Genomic DNA, 16,719 nt, shown 5'->3' with positions numbered 1-16,719 from the left:
ATTATTTTAAGAATATCAAAATTAATAAGGATTCTTGGAGATCTTCTTTTTTATGAGGAAATTACTGAAAATATTTATATTTATATTTTTAATGAGTTTTCTCACAAATATATTTCCTCAAGAAGATCCAACGATTCCCATTTCACAAAGGTATCTTAATAACCCCCTCATAAATGACACCACTCGCAACCCAATTTCTTATGAAAATCCTTTTATAGACTCAAAAGGATCAAATAAAATTCAAAACGACAATTTAAAACCAACTGATGGTGTTAAGCCTGAAAAAAATATCATTACAGAACCCAAAAATCCGCCAGCTGAAATCGTAAAAAAGGTTGAACCTGCTAAAGATGAGAAAAAGGAAAGTAAGAGTACTGAAAGCACAGAAAAAAAAGATGACTCGAAACCTAGTGAAGACGATGGGCTATTTGGTCCGATTCGCTTTGGACCCATGGTCGGCTTTGGAATTTTAATGGGACCAAATATAAGTATTGAATCTAAATTTTTTAAATATATTGGATTATCTTTTAGCTATGGAGGCTATAATAATCTAAATCTATTTATTTCTCCACAATTAAAATCTCTTTTAAACAATCAAAGTGACAGTTTTTCTATTGATACGCTTAAAATGACTTATAGACAATATGAAGCAAAATTAAGTATTTTTCCATTTGGCTCTTCTTTTTTTATTGGTATTGCTTATGGACAAAGAAACATAACTTTAAAAGCTAATGCAACTATAATTGCAACAATTACAGGACTCCCTTCAAAGTTAACAACCCCAGTTGAAGAAGAAATTAATATTTCCTCTGTTTACTTAACTCCTCAACTTGGATGGCTTGCAACTTGGGGAGGTAAATTTGGATGGTTTGCAATTGGGACAGAATTTGGTTTGCAATATTCTTTAAAAAACACGGTTAATTTAAAAACTACTTTTACAGATCCTGCAGCTATTCCATACTTAAGCTTATTAACAACAACACCAGAATACTTAGCGCTTTATAGCCAATTACAGACAAGTTTAACTGATAATCTTAATAAATACCCATTGCCTTACTGGAATATCTTAAAAATTGGATGGCTTTTTTAGTTTATAGGATTTGAATTTTCTAAAAAACCATTCATTTTTATGATAGGGACACCATATTTTCTTTTAATTTTATGTGAATATTTTTCTATAGCTTCGTATTCAGCATCCGAAATTTTTACATTTTTATCGATAACGTTTATCACGCCAATTACTTTAATTTCGCTTGAAACGGGAAAGCGGGGATGAATGCTCACACCAATTCTACCACATACAATGACTTCTGTATTCTGTAGAATAGTATTTTCAATAACTTCCGAAGGTGTCATAAGCCTCGAACTTTCATCTTTACAGCAATAAGTTGATATAACATTTTGCTTTGGTACAGATAAGATAAGAGACACTTTTTTGTAAAAAAATCTATGCCTAGAAGAGACAACACTTGTAAGAAACGCATCATTATTTTTAAAACTCTCTTCAATTTTTATAAATTCTTTTTTATTATAATTTTCTTCGGGAATAGGATGAACTAAAAATATAAAATTATTGGCATCAATATTCTTAATATAATTATTAGGATCGGTAAAAAATCGGGAGTCCCAATAATTTACTTTATGAATATCAATTGGCTCTACACAGTTTGTACATTTATAAAGATTTGTCATAACTTGATCGATTGATTTAAGCTTTGATAAATTAGAGGCAATAATAAACACATTAAAACAAATACTTTCAATATTTCGTTCAGGATGAATGCCTAACTCAAGTCGAATTCTAAATAAAAAATAAAGTTTTAATGTTTTATCAAGATATAAATTGTCTTTACAGTAACGCTTTAATTTATTATAATATTTTGCAATAACTTTATACTCTACTTTTGCTAGTGAATTTAACCAATCGATTAATGATTCCCATAGAGAAGTATCAATTGTTTTAAAATCTAGTGCTCCAAATCCTCTAGAAAAATCGTATTTAATATCGGTAATAGAAGATTTTCCGCTCATTACTAAAGACAATTTCTGTTTCCTTTATTTAAATTATATAAAAATATAAAAATTTTAAGTATAAATTTATATAATATTATTAAATTACGCTTAAACAAATTTATTCAAAAAGATTTTTATTTAAAAATCTTTCTGAATAAAAATAATATTTATTATATTTTTTAACAAGGTGATATTGAAAAAAATTCTTTAATAGCTTTAATTAAATATCAAATTATTTGATATTCAATTTATAATCCTTATAATACATATTTTAGATATTTATGAAAGGAAATAAAGATGATAAAGCATGTGATCTTTGATATGGATGGGGTGTTAATAGACTCTGAACCACTTTGGCAACTAGCTGAAATAGATATATTCTCCACTGTTGGACATGATCTGAATTCTGAAATGTGCTCTCAAACCACTGGAATGCGGATGGAGGATGCTATAAATTATTGGTACTCTAAGAAGTCTTGGAAAAATAAAAGTAAAGAAACAGTTTCGCAAGAAATTGTAGAAAAACTGATTGTTCTTTTAAAAGAACAAGGAGAAGCGATGCCAGGAGTTATCGAAATATTAGATATTCTAAAAGATCATAAAATTACTATTTCTCTCTGTTCTTCTTCATCACTTAAAATAATACAAGAGGTTGTGAAAAAATTAGATATAGTTGATTATTTTGAATGCATTTACTCTGCAGAATCTGCTAAATATGGAAAGCCACACCCAGAGGCATTCTTAACTGTTGCAGCAAAAATGAACACAGAACCACAAAACTGTTTAGTTATTGAAGACTCTTTTAACGGAATGATAGCAGCAAAAGCAGCTCAAATGAAACTTGTAGGAATTCCAGATCATAAATACTACAATTTATCAAAATTTGATTTTTGTGATTTAAAATTAAGATCTTTACGAGAACTCAATTTTGATAAAATTAAACAAATTTTCGAATAATTTTATCAGTTATTTTTTTAAAGGTTTTCATCACCCCGACACCTGTATTTGCTATTGCTTCAATACAATCTTCCTCATTTAACAGAAAGTTTTTCTTTAAAGTTGCAAAAGGTAACGCATCGGGTGAGTCTGAATGATTAAATTGATATACAAAAGGTATACTGTGAAAATCCAATTGCAATGAATCCATTAATTTTTTTATATATTGTATTTGATATTCATTTTTATCAAGAAAACGCACACGACTGTCAATGACATTTACGATTCCATCAACCCCAAGCATAAGATTTATATTTACACTCGGCCATAAAGAATGGGCTGGTAAAGTATAAATATGCATTCTCGAGTTTCTTCCACCCACCTCATCAAATGAAAGAGGTAAAAAATCAAAAAATGTATTTCTAGGTACATTTTCTAATAAAAATGTACTTTCTTTTTCACTCAAATCAGAGTGTGTTTCACAAAATAAGGATTGAATATTTGCTGTTTTACCAGCACTTTGGCTTCCAATATAAAGAATTTTAAAATGGATGTCACCTGTTGCTTCATTAATAAACGCCATCAAAGAACCTCATCATTTAAAGCAAAAAAAGCAGCACAAGGTTTATCATTTCCATTTTGATTTAAATGAATTGTTACTTGCCTTGCTTCTGATGATACAAGTGCACTTTCTCCACCACGCATTATGAGAGTATCTGAATCGCAATTTAAAATCACTTCTCCCGACCAAACTGTGACAATTGAAAATGCATCTTTTAATAAAGGAGTGTAATTTTTCTGTCCTTTTTCACAAAAAACCTGCAGTGCAAATGGATTATTTTCATCTCCATAAAACGGAATATTGCTTTTCATTTTTCTAACGAGCATTTCTTCAATTTTTTTTCCTCGCGGCAATTCCCAATTGATTGCATTCAAAGACTCTTCAACATGCAACTCCCTCGAAAATCCATTAGAAGATTTTATTCCATTTTCGTCATAGAGTCTGCGCCAATCAGAAATTCTCCAAGTTTTTCCTGATTTTTGTGGCAGAACATATTGGGGCTCAGCTACAAAAACCCCTGTTCCAACTGCATGCACACAGCCAGCTGGAACAGAAATATAATCTAAGACATTTGGTTCAAAACGATGAAGACATTTTTCAGGCTCATCATTTAAAAGATGCTTTATAATTTGTTCTTTTGATAATCCTTCTTGAAAACCTAAATAAACATAACCGCCTTTATCAACATCAAGAACAAGCCAACTTTCTGGCTTTCCACACTCATTGCTTTTTAAAAGAGGATTTCCATTTTTGGGGTGAAGCTGGACGGAAAGAAGATCGTCTGCATTCAACCATTTTAGGAGAAGAGGAGAATGCGCACCATATTGAGCCGCAACTTTCTTGCCTAAAATTTCTTGTGAATTATGTAATAACAAATGATTGAGTGTTACTTTTTCATTATTTTGCAGATAAACAAAAGAAGGAAACTGCTCGTCTGTCGATATTTCCCAACTTTCACCAATAATTTGAGGAATATTTTCTTTACTTTCAGGGAAATATTTCTGCTTGAGCAAAGGAATTTTAGTCCCCCCCCAAGGAGTGCGTTTAAATGGAACAAAATTAAACGCATCCATTTTATAGAATAGTTGTTTCATCGAGCTAGGATCTCTCTTAAATATTCATAATTTTCGCGCGCTTCACGAAAAGAATCATGTGCACCCCCTACATCGGGGTGATATTGTTTTGCCTTTTCAAGAAAGCGTTTGCGCAACTCAACAGTACCCTTCTCTTTTAAATCTTCAAGACCCGAAAAGCTATAAAATTTTAATAAAAACTGAACTCTTTCATGGGAAATAAATGGAATATGTTTAGTTGCATGAAATGCTTTAAAATGTGCAAAAAAGCTATTCACAAGTTTTACTAATATCTCCTCATCAAATTGTGAAAAGTTAGAAGGATCCACATAAAATTGAGAAAGCTTTGCCTGTACAGAAGCTTCCTCAGTTATATTTTTAATCCAAAATTTCTCTTGCATATGGTAATGACAAAATGTGCCTTCAGCTCTATTTTTACAATATGGAATATTATACGCATCAAATGCTCTACAAGAATTAATATCTCTTAAAACAAAGTGGCAACCAACGGCAGAAAAACCTAAGATAGGTAAACGCTTTGTATTTCCCCAAAAAGGAGGTAAAAGCATTTCAAAAATATGCTCAAAATCATCAATAAAAGAACCGCCAAAAACTTTTCTAAATTCACTCTTTGTTTGATGAAAATAAGGATCTTTATTTTGTTTCAATGCAGCCAAATGAAACAATGAATTTAAAGCTAATATTTTATGACGAAGAGCAAAAATAAACGCAAGTAAATTGAGATGCCCCGAACCAAACATCTGTGAAGAAAGATCTTCGGGTAATATTTTACGTAACAAATCTGCATCAGATATTTTAATAACTTTAGCAGATCTTAAGGCAAACGTCTCATGATGAACACTGAACTCTTGATAAAGATCTTCCTCTTTAAATGAAAACATAAGATCTTCATACGAAATTAGATTCAATAATTTTTCCAACATATTACGCCAACTCTATTATTTTGTGAAGAGCTGCGGTGTATCCAAATGAACCAAGCCCTGAAATGACTCCTGTCGCAATAGGGCTTACAAATGAATTATGACGAAACTCTTCACGAGAAAAAATGTTACTCAAATGCACCTCAAAAATCGGAATATTTTCTTCTGAAAAAACTTCGAGAGCGTCACGAATGGCAACACTTGTGTGTGAATAGCCTGCAGGATTAATAATTATTCCAGCAATTTTAGATAGTTTTGCGCAACTTAAAACAGATGAATTTTTGACATCTGCTTGAGAAAAACTATCTAAAAATTCTTCATTTAAAAATGAAATAATATTTCCTTCAATATTACTTTGAAAATCTTTTATGATAAATTCTTTTTTTTCAGCAATATTTTTTAATGAATTAATTATTTGTGGTAACGATTCATTCCCATATATATTAACTTGACGTTTACCTAATATATTTAAATTTGGTCCATTTATAACTAGAATTTTTCTCATACACAAACCTAATAATTATTTAAAAGTATACTTTAAATGAAGAGATTTCTCCTCAATTCTCTTAAGTAATTGAGTTAACATCTCAAGCTTTCTCAGACGTTCTAATTCTTTCTTCTTATAATTATAAATATTTTCTTGAATTTTTATAATTGTATTATCTTCAAAAAGATTTGCACTTAAGTCTTTCTGAAAAAGCTCATTTATGTTATTTATTCTATGAAAATTCTTTATTTTTTTGTAAGTCTGTTCTTTCATATAAAGACTCTTTCAATACAAACAAGAATTCCATTCATCATAGATATTCTACATTCCCAAAATTAAAGAGCAAGTCAGTGCATGTTAAATCAATTTAACTTTTTTAAGTGAGACAGCAAAATGACGAAATATGTTCTCATTTTAAAAGAGCAATAAAAAAAGCTCTCAATCGAGCTTTTTTTATTGTAATTATGCTACCTGATGAGGGTTATGTGCTTTAGATGGGAAATGAGTATTCAACTGCTCAATAATATTTGGGTTAAACACTTTTGCCCAATGTACAATATATTTTCTATCTTGAGGTGATGTAAGTGGGTGAAAGATAATTTTATCAATCTTACCTTCTTCAAGCAATATTAAAATATCTTCAAAAGATTTGCATACATTTTTTAAAGCTGAAAATACATACTGATTTGTAGGAACAGTGTTAGGAATGTAATATACTGTTCTTTCTAGACTAATTGACTGATCTTTAAAATGAAAAGAATCTTGATTTTTATTTGTAGTCGTACCCGAGGGGTCATCCATTTGATATAAGCTCCTAAAAACATTAAAATAAAATATGTTTATTATATGCATTGCCCTTAAACTGCATAATATTAACGTACTTTGACCAATCAGTCAATAAAAATTAGCTTCTTCCACTTGAACCAAATCCTCCCACGCCACGCTCAACATCTTTTACTTTAATGTTTGGGATTTGAATAGCAATTGAACAGATTCCTTGGGCAATCCTATCACCTTCTTTAATTTCAAAATCAACTTCCGAATGATTTATCAGTGTGACCATAATTTCTCCTCTATAATCCGCATCAATCGTACTTGGAGAATTCAAGACCGTGACACCATACTTTAAAGCAAGTCCACTGCGAGGTCTAATTTGGATTTCAGGCACACCGTAATACTCATCTGTCCCTATTTTTATAAGCTTTGTATCAATAGATTGAATGATTTTTAGCCCCGTCTTTACTAAAGTCCACGCCTTAGATTTTAATACAAGGGTCTGATTTGAACAAATATCAAATCCTGCAGATTGTTTTGTTGCATAAAAGATTTCACCAGTACCCAAATGCTCTAATTTTAACATAATACACACCTAATTCTAAAAATTTTAACTGTAAAGCTCCTTGAGGCTTGACCAATTCCATACCAACTGGTAACCACAATAACTTGTGTAGGTCAGTAGCTCCAATGGTAGAGCGGCTGATTCCAAATCAGCTTGTTGGGGGTTCGAGTCCCTCCTGGCCTGCCACTTTCTTCTCTTTACCTCATTCCCATTTCTCTACAAGAAAAATATAATAATTTTTTCTGTCAAAAATATTATTTTATATTTTTTAAATACTATTTTAAAATGTATAATTGAAGATCTCATATTCTCATACTCTAGGTCTCAAATGAAATTCTTTATGAAGTTTTTTATTTGCTTTCTTTTTCTCACAAGTCTTAATACTTTTGCTATTGAACAAATCGTTTTTGTTTATTTTAATGATTTTCCCCCTTATAGTTTTTCATCTTCACCCCAGCAAAAGGATGCAAAAGGTATTTTTCCTGAATACATAAAAAATATATTTTCAAAAATAAATATTAAAGTTTTAAATGAATCATATCCGTGGGAAACAGCACAGTTGATGGTAAAAAAGGGAGAAGCTGATGGATACATTACAAGTCCAATTGATGATAGAAGAGAATATGCATATTTTACTAAAAATGTATCCTTTATAGTAAAGAATTTTTTAGTTTATACAAATAAAAATTTAGACCTACAAATAAAAAAAATAAAAAAAATTGATGACCTAAAAAAATATCGTATCTGTGATTACAAAGGAGACTCATGGAGTCAAAAGAATTTGCAGGATATTTATTTAGTAACAGTAACAAGAAGGATGGAATGTATAGAGAAACTTAAAAAAAATAATATCGATTTTCTAATTGCTAATATTGGATTTTATAACCTTATTAAGCGAGAAAATAAAGAAGCTAAAATATTTGATATACCGTTTATCAATAAAAGTTCAACTCATTTTCACATTGGCATTCGAAAGAGCTACCCCCAAGCAGAGTCAATTATTGAAAGTTTAAATCATTATATAAGCTTAGAAAGTATAGAATAATTTAAAAATTAAGATCGTCATCTTCTACTTCAGTCTGATAGGGTTCAAGTATTATTTTGCCTTTACTTTCTACAAGCTTTTTAATAACTGGACCACAACGCGTAGCATTACAACCTCCACTGCCACTGCCAGTTGCTTGATTGACTTTATCAACTGTATCTGCACCTTTTAAGATTGCATCACATATTCTCGATTGTTTAATTCCTTTACAAATACAAACAATTTTTAAGCGTGCTTTAATTTCTTCAATTGTTAACTTTTTATCATTCATATCGATTCACTTTTAGCACTCTTCACATCACCACAATAATTATTTACAGCATTTTTTATAGATTCTTCTAGATCTAAAAAGTGCTTTAAAAATTTCGGTTTAAATTGCTTATTCATTCCAAGCATATCTTGCAACACAAGAATATTTCCATCACAAAAATTCCCAGAGCCAATCCCAATTGTGGGAATCGCAAGAGCTTCACTTATGAATTGAGCTGTTTTAGGAGTTACAAGTTCAAGAACAACTGCAAAACAACCTGCTTTTTGCAACTCTTTTGCCTCATTCATCAGTTTTTCTTTATCTTCATCATTTTTACCTTGTATTCTAAACCCGCTAAGTGCGTTCACACTCTGCGGCATCAAGCCAATGTGACCCATAACAGGAATACCATGTCTTATTAAGAAATTAATATGGTCACAAATTTCTGGAGAGGCACCTTCAATTTTAACAGCTTCAGCACCCGCCTGAATGAGTATTCCAGCGTTATGAGTTGTTTCAGAACGGCTTAAACCTGCACTGATAAAAGGCATATCTCCGACAAGTAAAGGCGTTTTCAATGTAGAAGAAACGCAACTCACGTGATAGGCAATGTCATTTACTGAAACTTTGATTGTTGTGTTTTTGCCCTGTATGACGTTTCCTAAACTGTCCCCCACTAAAACTAAATCGATATTTGTAGACTCAATTATCCTTGCAAAGGTTGCATCATAACATGTTATTGACGAAATTCTTTGCGAATTTTTCTTCATTTCCATGATGTCTAAGATCCTAATTTTTTTCTTTTTTTCGTCATTTTTCGGTTTCGATGCATTTGAATAAACCATAAAATTTGTAACCTTCAAAATTGGCATTAGAAAAAGTTCAATAATTATAAAGAACATTTGTTCATTTTCATTTATATAGTATAATTAAAATGAGTGCGATAGAGGAGGAAATAACGACATGGCAAAACGCATTATACTTTTTATACTTGTAAATATACTGGTAATGGTAACCATTAGCATTATTACATCTGTTCTAGGTGTAAATCATTATATGACAGCACGAGGAATCAATTACTCAAGCTTGCTTGTGTTTTGTTTCATTTGGGGTTTTGGTGGTGCATTTATCAGTCTTGCTATTTCAAGGTGGATAGCAAAGTTTTCAATGAATATCACCCCTATCGATCCTAATAATTGCAATATAAAAGAAAAGGATCTCTATAACCGCGTAGCCTCATTGGCACAAAAAGCGGGTCTACCCGCTACTCCCGAGGTTGGTATTTTTGAGAGTTCCGATTTAAACGCTTTTGCAACTGGCCCTTCAAAAAAGAGATCACTCGTAGCCGTTTCAAGCGGACTTCTTGAAAATATGGACAACCATGAAATCGATGGCGTCCTTGCCCATGAAATTTCTCACATTGCTAATGGCGACATGGTAACAATGACTCTCATTCAAGGCGTTGTGAATGCATTTGTTATGTTCTTTGCCCGCATTATTGCATTTGCAACAACTCAGTTTGTTAAAGAAGACATACGCCCCATTGTTAATTTAATAGTTATTATTGTCTTAGAAATTCTATTTAGTATCCTAGGATCTATAGTCATTGCATGGTTTTCTCGTCAAAGAGAATTTAAAGCAGACAGTGGAGGCGCAAGACTTGCGGGCAAAAATAATATGATTTCAGCTTTAAACGCTCTCAAAAGAGTTTATGATAAACCGCTTGAAGAAGGAGAAAAAGCTCCACAAGCTTTAGCAGCTTTCCAAATTTCAAATAAATCCAGTTTTTTAGAGTTATTTTCAACCCACCCTCCACTTGATGTAAGAATACAAGCGCTTAAACAAAACAATCAAATTTTATAATTTATCAAATAAGATGAGAAAACTCTAAATTAAGTTCCCTTTTTTTTATCCGATATTTTCTTAGAACCTTGAAGGAGTCAAGGAAAAGGAAATATCCATGGATGGGTTGAACAAGTTATATTTTAAAAAAATAATTTTTTTTATAATATTATTAATTGAATTTTTATATTTCCAAAAAATAAATTCACAGGAATTACAAAGAGAATATCGAGCTGCTCGCTTTTTAGGAAGAGGTGATACAGGTATTGCCGATTCAAATGGAGGAGATTCCATTTTTTATAATCCAGCAGGGACAGCGCAAACAAAAGGAATTTTAAATGAAATTGCTATCGTTAGCCCACAGGTAGAAGGAACTGATAATATAAAGTCTTTATACGACTCCGCCCAAGGTAACAGTAATGCTATTGATATTTTAGCAGCAAATCAAAATAAAGTATTCAGTGCTGCTGCACAAAATTATACAGGTATCGTATTTAGAAAAGTTTCACTTGCCGTCATGGATAGATTAAATGCAAACGCTTATGTGGGAATTGATCCCACAACAGGTATACCGACTGCTAATATTTATGGTGTGAATCGAGCCGGCGTTTACTTAACATTGGCTCACGATTTTTTTGATCAACATCTTTTAATTGGAATTAACGGTAAATATATTCAAAAAAGAGAGGCTGATTTAAAAATATCTGCTCTCAATGTAGAAAGTCAAATTTCAAATAGTTCTCTTAAATCAATTATTGAAAATTCAATGAAGCAAGGAAGTGGAATAGGAGCAGATATTGGAATGCTGTTGGTCTTACATAAAGAAAGTTCAACACAAATTGGTCTTGTTTATAGAAATCTTGGCATGCAATACAGGTGGGTTGTTCCTGAAGGAGCTTCTGCACCTACTTCAGAACCAACTGTCTTAGATGCAGGTTTTAAAACATCATTTGGCACAAAAAAAAGCCGAGTTGCACTCTTTGCAGACATGAGGGATATAGCAAATGTTGAAAACACAGACGTTGGAAAAAGAATGCATTTTGGAATTGAATACTCTTTTTTAAATTCTTTTGGAATAATGACTGGTATAAACCAAGGATATTCAACATTTGGAGCTTTTGTAAGTACAAAAATAATTAAAGTAGAAGGTGGTGTGTATACCGAAGAAATTGGAGAAAGAGTGGGAACCCTACCCAGTCAGAGATTTTTTGGAAGAATAGTTTTTGGATGGCTCATATGAAAAATAAATATATCTTAAAATATATATTCTCAATTTTTATTCTATCAACAGCTCCTCTTTATTTTTCTTGTGGCACTGATAATCTTTTCTCATCTTTATCAAGTAAAAGTCAGAAAAATAAAGCTCAAGACAATATAATTGAAGGAAACTATTCTGCTGCAATTTCAATATTAGAGCCTTACGTAACAAATAATCCAAATGACACCCAAGCAATCGGTATGCTTGGGACGGCGTATATGCTTTCAGCTGGTTTTAATTTACTAAATATCACAGTTGATATCTCTAATTCTTCTAGTAGCTCCAAAAATAATTTCCAAGCTATTTTAGCTTCTTTGCCAAGTGGAACGGCAAGCAATATTTCATATATGACAAAAGCAGTAAATATTTTAAGCACAATTTCATCTGCACAAAGGAGTTCAGAGCAAAATTACCAATTGGCTCTTGCTCAAGCTGGGCTTGCAATCTTAATTGTAAAGTCTGATTGCCTAGATAGCTCAGGAAAAATTTCTACGACTCAGACCAATGCTATGAGTGCGAGCGATTCAACAAGTGTATATACGAATTTACAAAACGCACAAACAAACTTAGCAAGCGCAGGTATTTCTCCCGGAACAACTTCAGGATCTGCAATGCTTGCTAATTTATTCACACAAATTAGCAACACTGCGGGTGGCTCAAATAATCTAAAAGTCACAAATTTTATCATTGCTCAAGAGTGAATTTAATAACCCCTTATGATATAAATAGCCACATCGCTCTAACTAAGTAAAAGCGGTTGAATCTATACTAAGGAGTTTTTTCAATGCGTATTTCATGTCTTCAATTAAATCCCCAAAATGATGTAATAGAAAATATTAAAATTGCTTTAAATTATATTGCAGAAGCTGCAAAGCAAGGCTCAGAAATAGTTGTTCTTCCAGAAATGTTTACTTATATGGGAAACGAAAGTCTTAGAGTTAAGACTAAATCAAAAATAGGTGAAGGAGTTTTCTCACAAATTCAATGTGCAGCCAAAGAATATAAAATAAATATAATTGCCGGAAGTCATTCCGAAGAAATAAATAACTCTTCAAATAAAGTGTATAATACATGCGTAACATTTAATAAAAATGGAGAAATAATATCAACATATAGAAAAAAACATCTTTTTAATTTAAGAGATAAAAATGGTAACCCTCTCTATTGTGAAAGTGATTCCTATGAAGTAGGCGAAAACCCCCAAGCTTATAACCTTGAAACAAGCGAAGGGAGCTGGAACGCATTTAATATTATTTGCTATGATCTCCGATTTCCAGAAATTCTTCGCCTACCCAATGGCTCAAATAATTATCATGATATTGTATTTATTCCAGCCGCTTTTGTTTGGCAAACAGGCAAAGATCATTGGGAAGTATTATTGAGAGCAAGAGCTATCGAAAACCAATGTTATGTAGTAGCTTGTAATCAAACTGGCACTTTCTTGAATGATCAAAAGAAAAACTACGGGAATAGTATGATTATTGATCCTTGGGGAAAGATTATTGCTCGTATGAACGAAGAGACAGGAATCCTAACCGCAGAGATACATAAATCAAGCATTGATGAATCTAGAACAAGACTTCCTGCATTAAAGGATAGAAAGATTTTTTAAAAATGAATTCTGAGTTTGTAAATAAGAAGGTTGTTATTTGGATTTTAGCTAGTATTATGTTTATAGAAATGCTTGATACAACCATAATAAACACTGCAATTCCAGATATTGCAAACTCATTCAAAACTCATCCTGTAAATTTAAAATTTGCTGTCACAAGTTATCTTCTAAGCCTAGCAGTTTTTATTCCCATAAGTGGTTGGGCAGCCGATCGCTTTGGCACAAAAGTTGTACTTTCTTTTGCAATAATAATCTTTACTCTCAGCTCTGCTTTGTGTGGCTTCGCAAGCTCTCTTATTGAGCTTTCCGTATTTCGCTTTTTACAGGGTTTTGGAGGCGCTCTCATGACACCTGTAGGAAGATTAATTATGGTTCGTATTTTTCCTCCAGCAGAACTGATTCGTGCAACTATGCTTATATTTTTTCCTGCTCTGCTCGGCCCCATTGCAGGCCCTTTATTAGGAGGGGTAATTACAACTTATACTTCATGGCGACTCATTTTTTTTATTAATATTCCCATGGGAATTGCTTCTTATTATCTTGTACAAAAATTTATCCCAAATGAAATCGGAGAGCAAAAAAAGAAATTAGATCTAACTGGATTTTTATTGTCTGGTATTTCTCTTGCATGTTTAACAGTGTCACTAGAATCTATCGGGGAAAATATCATTCCAAGTAAGCTGCATACTTTTCTTTCTACAATTGGTTTTTTTTGTTTTCTTTTATTTATATATCATGCCTTAAGAATGAAAGAAAAATCAATATTAAATCTATCCCTTTTTAAAATTAAAACTTTTAGAATTGGTGTTATTGGTAATTCAATTACATATATTGCTACAGGTGGTGTTGCTTTTTTACTCCCCCTTTTATTTCAACTACAATTTGGAATGACGCCTTTAAAATCAGGTCTATTAGTCGCACCAATGGCTGTTGGAGCAATTATAATGCGTGGAATATCTCCTAGAATTTTAAAAAATTTTGGCTTTAAAAGAGTTCTTTCTTTAGCTCCTATAGGAATTTTTCTTGCACTTATATGTATTTCAAATATAAATCAAACGAGCAGCTTAGTTTATATTATTTTTTCGACTGCACTTTTAGGATTTTTTAATATTCTAGCATTTTCTAGCAATGGTCCCATGATTTACGTTGATGTTCCAAAAAATATTTCTGCTACTGCAACAAGCCTTGATGTTACTATAAGACAATTTTCAAATAGTATTTCAATTGGTTTTTCATCCTTTATTTTACTCAGTTTTCTTAATTATTATTCATTTCCAATTCATAATCCAAATGCTGTAATCTCATTTCATTTTACATTTATTATTTTAGCTTTTTGTATTCTACCTGTTTCAATTTTAAGTTTAGTTTTGAATAAGACAGATGGAGAACATGCGACTAAGGACATTAAGTAAGAGTCAAAATTTAATAATATTTAAATATATTGCACATAAAGTGCATGTAGCCATAATAAACCAAAGCAAAAATCCCTGAATAAAAGGACGAAAGCCTACACTTTTAATTGCCGCTCGAGAGAGGTTTGCTCCAATACAAAATAAAGTAACTATTAGCATTTTTTCTGCTACTGTCCGAATGATTTGACCGGGTTCTCGTAAATAAGGGATCCAAGTTACTAGAGCTGCGGCAAGTAGAAACCCTAATATAAACCAAGGTTTTTTAAACTTCTGAATAGTATCCGAATTCTTTTGGTGGAAATATTTCGCATAAAAAATACCAACAATTAAGGTAATGGGAACGATCCAAAGCGCACGCGCAAGCTTGACTGTGGTTCCAACTTCTAATGAATGCACTCCATAAACAAGCGTAGCACCAATAACTGAACTGGTATCGTGAATTGCCAAAGCACTCCACAAACCAAATTGTTCCTGTGTTAAATTTAAATAACTTCCTAATGGAGGAAAAATAAACAAAGCCATAGCATTTAATACAAAAATAATTGCTAAAGAAACAGAGATATCATGGTTATTGGCCTTTATAGTGGGAGCTAATGCTGCAATTGCACTGCCACCACAAATAGCTGTCCCAAAAGTTATTAGCACTGACATATCTTTATTATTATTTAATATTTTTCCTAATAAAATTCCAAGAGAAAAAGTTAAAAGAATTCCAATTATGGTATATCCAATACCATTTATTCCTACATTTGCTACAGTAATCAAATTCATTCCAAAGCCAAGACCTATAACTGACCAAGTTAATAATTTTGATGCAATTAACTCTGTATGTCTTTTATATGGATTCTGAAAAAAAATTGACAAAATAATTCCAGATATAACAGCTAACCCTGCACTTAATCTTTCAAATAAAGGACTAAAAAAAGGAAGAGTTATTAAAAGAAATGCAATCAATGGATATAAAGTTTTAACAATAATATTTTTAGTCAAAATTAAAAACTTCTCTAATTATGATAAAACGGCTCGAATTCTTTTTGAAAATTCTCTCACAGCTTCATTTAATGAAATACCTTTGTCAAGCATCTTCCTCACTTCACCTGCTTGAAGAAAATCACTCATGAGCTCATTGAGATCAGATTTATTTTTACACTCTGGACAATTTGTTTTTCCTATGTTTTCAAGTTCATCTGCAAAATAAGACAATTCTTCAACAGAATATTTTTGCGACAATTCTTTTATCATTTTTAAATCCATTTTAAACACCTATTCCATGTGATTTTAAAAATTCACGTAAACCTTCTTCTTTTGTTGTGCAAATACTTGCGATCATTCTGTCATCTTTCCAAATTGCAACAGTCGGAAGATTTTCTATGGCAACCAGTTCACGTAATTTTTCATTTTTTTCAGCATCAATTTTAAATATAGGTAATCCAAAATCAGTTGCTACCCTTTTTATCATAGGGGCGGCCATTCGGCAGGATCCACACCAAGAAGCGTAATAATCAATTAAAGCTAAATTTACTTTTTTGAGCTCACCTTCACCGTTTGTATCATTTATTTCTATAAATTCAGACATATTTTTCTCCTTAGCACTCTAGGACTTAAAATTCTTTTTGAGATTAAACTTGAAAAGAGTCTATGACAAATGAATGCTTAAAAAGCTTATAAACAAGGTGCATAAATCAATATAACAATATGAAAATACTAAATTTAAATCTTTTCCCTGCTTTTTTTAAAATTCCCTTAGGAAAAAGTTGACCTTTTAATTTTCATAAGGTACTAACCCCCTCACTGCGGATGTGGTGAAATTGGTAGACACGCACGTTTGAGGGGCGTGTGCGCAAGCATGGCGGTTCGAGTCCGCCCATCCGCACCATTATTTTTAAAAAGGCTGGCAATTTTTATTGCCAGCCTTTTTTATTTCCACATATTCTATTACTGGTAAAAAC

At 31.8% G+C, this 16,719-nt stretch carries 21 protein-coding genes and 2 tRNA genes; 10 read left to right on the top strand and 13 right to left on the bottom strand.

Translation table 11 applies throughout. The features are described 5' to 3' along the window. Positions 1-52: 52 nt before the first annotated feature. Positions 53-1,090: a hypothetical protein gene (locus tag GCL57_RS11605; RefSeq protein ID WP_152213516.1), complete on the top strand. Its 1,038-nt coding sequence runs from the start codon at positions 53-55 to the stop codon at positions 1,088-1,090. Here the strand turns inward: GCL57_RS11605 and GCL57_RS11600 are convergent. Further along, positions 1,087-2,043 (bottom strand): hypothetical protein, encoded by a 957-nt coding sequence (locus GCL57_RS11600; protein ID WP_152213515.1) that lies wholly within the window; start codon positions 2,041-2,043, stop codon positions 1,087-1,089. The genes GCL57_RS11605 and GCL57_RS11600 overlap by 4 nt on opposite strands. Positions 2,044-2,310: 267 nt before the next feature. Between GCL57_RS11600 and hxpB the strand changes: the two genes are divergently transcribed. Then, positions 2,311-2,970: a hexitol phosphatase HxpB gene (gene hxpB, locus GCL57_RS11595; protein WP_152213514.1), complete on the top strand. Its 660-nt coding sequence runs from the start codon at positions 2,311-2,313 to the stop codon at positions 2,968-2,970. Here the strand turns inward: hxpB and GCL57_RS11590 are convergent. From GCL57_RS11590 to dut, 7 genes are all read right to left on the bottom strand, one after another. After that, entirely contained in the window at positions 2,951-3,532 is a 582-nt protein-coding gene (locus GCL57_RS11590; protein WP_152213513.1) for a hypothetical protein, read from the bottom strand. The two genes, hxpB and GCL57_RS11590, sit on opposite strands and share 20 nt — an antisense overlap. Further along, the gene (locus tag GCL57_RS11585; RefSeq protein WP_152213512.1) at positions 3,532-4,605 is read right to left on the bottom strand and encodes a type I phosphomannose isomerase catalytic subunit; all 1,074 of its coding nucleotides are present in this window, start codon (positions 4,603-4,605) and stop codon (positions 3,532-3,534) included. Before GCL57_RS11585 ends, GCL57_RS11590 begins: the two co-directional genes overlap by 1 nt. After that, positions 4,602-5,513 (bottom strand): J domain-containing protein, encoded by a 912-nt coding sequence (locus GCL57_RS11580; RefSeq protein WP_152213511.1) that lies wholly within the window; start codon positions 5,511-5,513, stop codon positions 4,602-4,604. The genes GCL57_RS11585 and GCL57_RS11580 overlap by 4 nt, the downstream gene beginning before the upstream one ends. Before the next feature lie 16 nt (positions 5,514-5,529). Further along, positions 5,530-6,030: a type II 3-dehydroquinate dehydratase gene (locus tag GCL57_RS11575; RefSeq protein ID WP_152213510.1), complete on the bottom strand. Its 501-nt coding sequence runs from the start codon at positions 6,028-6,030 to the stop codon at positions 5,530-5,532. 15 nt (positions 6,031-6,045) lie between these two features. Further along, the gene (locus GCL57_RS11570; RefSeq protein ID WP_152213509.1) at positions 6,046-6,285 is read right to left on the bottom strand and encodes a hypothetical protein; all 240 of its coding nucleotides are present in this window, start codon (positions 6,283-6,285) and stop codon (positions 6,046-6,048) included. A 189-nt stretch (positions 6,286-6,474) separates the two neighbouring features. Continuing rightward, a complete protein-coding gene (locus GCL57_RS11565) occupies positions 6,475-6,813 on the bottom strand; it encodes a hypothetical protein (protein ID WP_152213508.1) in 339 nt (112 codons plus the stop codon). Positions 6,814-6,916: 103 nt separating this feature from the next. After that, positions 6,917-7,372 (bottom strand): dUTP diphosphatase, encoded by a 456-nt coding sequence (gene dut, locus GCL57_RS11560; protein ID WP_152213507.1) that lies wholly within the window; start codon positions 7,370-7,372, stop codon positions 6,917-6,919. Between the two features lie 89 nt (positions 7,373-7,461). Here dut and GCL57_RS11555 point away from each other — a divergent pair. Further along, a tRNA-Trp gene (locus tag GCL57_RS11555) sits at positions 7,462-7,537 on the top strand. 154 nt (positions 7,538-7,691) lie between these two features. After that, on the top strand, positions 7,692-8,396 hold the full coding sequence (locus tag GCL57_RS11550; RefSeq protein ID WP_161597733.1) for a substrate-binding periplasmic protein: 705 nt from the start codon (positions 7,692-7,694) through the stop codon (positions 8,394-8,396). A gap of 1 nt (position 8,397) precedes the next feature. Here the strand turns inward: GCL57_RS11550 and GCL57_RS11545 are convergent, their stop codons facing one another. Then, on the bottom strand, positions 8,398-8,667 hold the full coding sequence (locus tag GCL57_RS11545) for a (2Fe-2S)-binding protein (RefSeq protein WP_152213505.1): 270 nt from the start codon (positions 8,665-8,667) through the stop codon (positions 8,398-8,400). Next, the gene (gene panB / locus GCL57_RS11540) at positions 8,664-9,491 is read right to left on the bottom strand and encodes a 3-methyl-2-oxobutanoate hydroxymethyltransferase (RefSeq protein WP_281349663.1); all 828 of its coding nucleotides are present in this window, start codon (positions 9,489-9,491) and stop codon (positions 8,664-8,666) included. The genes GCL57_RS11545 and panB overlap by 4 nt, the downstream gene beginning before the upstream one ends. Before the next feature lie 118 nt (positions 9,492-9,609). On the opposite strand from panB, the gene htpX reads away from it, so the two are divergent. The 5 genes from htpX (at position 9,610) to GCL57_RS11515 (ending at position 14,770) form a co-directional block, all read left to right on the top strand. Next, the gene (gene htpX, locus GCL57_RS11535) at positions 9,610-10,509 is read left to right on the top strand and encodes a protease HtpX (RefSeq protein ID WP_152213503.1); all 900 of its coding nucleotides are present in this window, start codon (positions 9,610-9,612) and stop codon (positions 10,507-10,509) included. A 97-nt stretch (positions 10,510-10,606) separates the two neighbouring features. Then, positions 10,607-11,728: a hypothetical protein gene (locus GCL57_RS11530; protein ID WP_152213502.1), complete on the top strand. Its 1,122-nt coding sequence runs from the start codon at positions 10,607-10,609 to the stop codon at positions 11,726-11,728. Further along, a complete protein-coding gene (locus tag GCL57_RS11525; RefSeq protein ID WP_152213501.1) occupies positions 11,725-12,447 on the top strand; it encodes a hypothetical protein in 723 nt (240 codons plus the stop codon). Before GCL57_RS11530 ends, GCL57_RS11525 begins: the two co-directional genes overlap by 4 nt. 83 nt (positions 12,448-12,530) lie before the next feature. Then, on the top strand, positions 12,531-13,358 hold the full coding sequence (locus GCL57_RS11520) for a nitrilase-related carbon-nitrogen hydrolase (RefSeq protein WP_152213500.1): 828 nt from the start codon (positions 12,531-12,533) through the stop codon (positions 13,356-13,358). Between the two features lie 2 nt (positions 13,359-13,360). Then, entirely contained in the window at positions 13,361-14,770 is a 1,410-nt protein-coding gene (locus tag GCL57_RS11515; RefSeq protein WP_152213499.1) for a DHA2 family efflux MFS transporter permease subunit, read from the top strand. 3 nt (positions 14,771-14,773) lie between these two features. Here GCL57_RS11515 and GCL57_RS11510 read toward each other — a convergent pair whose 3' ends face one another. From GCL57_RS11510 to GCL57_RS11500, 3 genes are read right to left on the bottom strand one after another with little or no spacing between them, the layout of a single operon-like run. Beyond that, complete coding sequence (locus GCL57_RS11510) at positions 14,774-15,760, bottom strand: YeiH family protein (RefSeq protein ID WP_161597731.1); 987 nt, start codon at positions 15,758-15,760, stop codon at positions 14,774-14,776. 18 nt (positions 15,761-15,778) lie between these two features. Beyond that, a complete protein-coding gene (locus GCL57_RS11505; RefSeq protein WP_152213497.1) occupies positions 15,779-16,024 on the bottom strand; it encodes a DUF6952 family protein in 246 nt (81 codons plus the stop codon). A 1-nt stretch (position 16,025) separates the two neighbouring features. Further along, positions 16,026-16,346 carry a thioredoxin family protein gene (locus GCL57_RS11500; RefSeq protein ID WP_152213496.1) on the bottom strand — a complete coding sequence of 107 codons (321 nt, stop codon included), beginning with the start codon at positions 16,344-16,346 and terminating at the stop codon, positions 16,026-16,028. A 217-nt stretch (positions 16,347-16,563) separates the two neighbouring features. On the opposite strand from GCL57_RS11500, the gene GCL57_RS11495 reads away from it, so the two are divergent. Further along, positions 16,564-16,646: transfer RNA gene (locus tag GCL57_RS11495), tRNA-Leu, on the top strand. Positions 16,647-16,719 lie beyond the last annotated feature (73 nt).

The organism is Fluviispira multicolorata (genome assembly GCF_009208585.1).
Classification (GTDB): Bacteria; Bdellovibrionota_B; Oligoflexia; order Silvanigrellales; family Silvanigrellaceae; genus Silvanigrella; species Silvanigrella multicolorata.
This window is presented reverse-complemented; position numbering and strand designations above follow the sequence as displayed.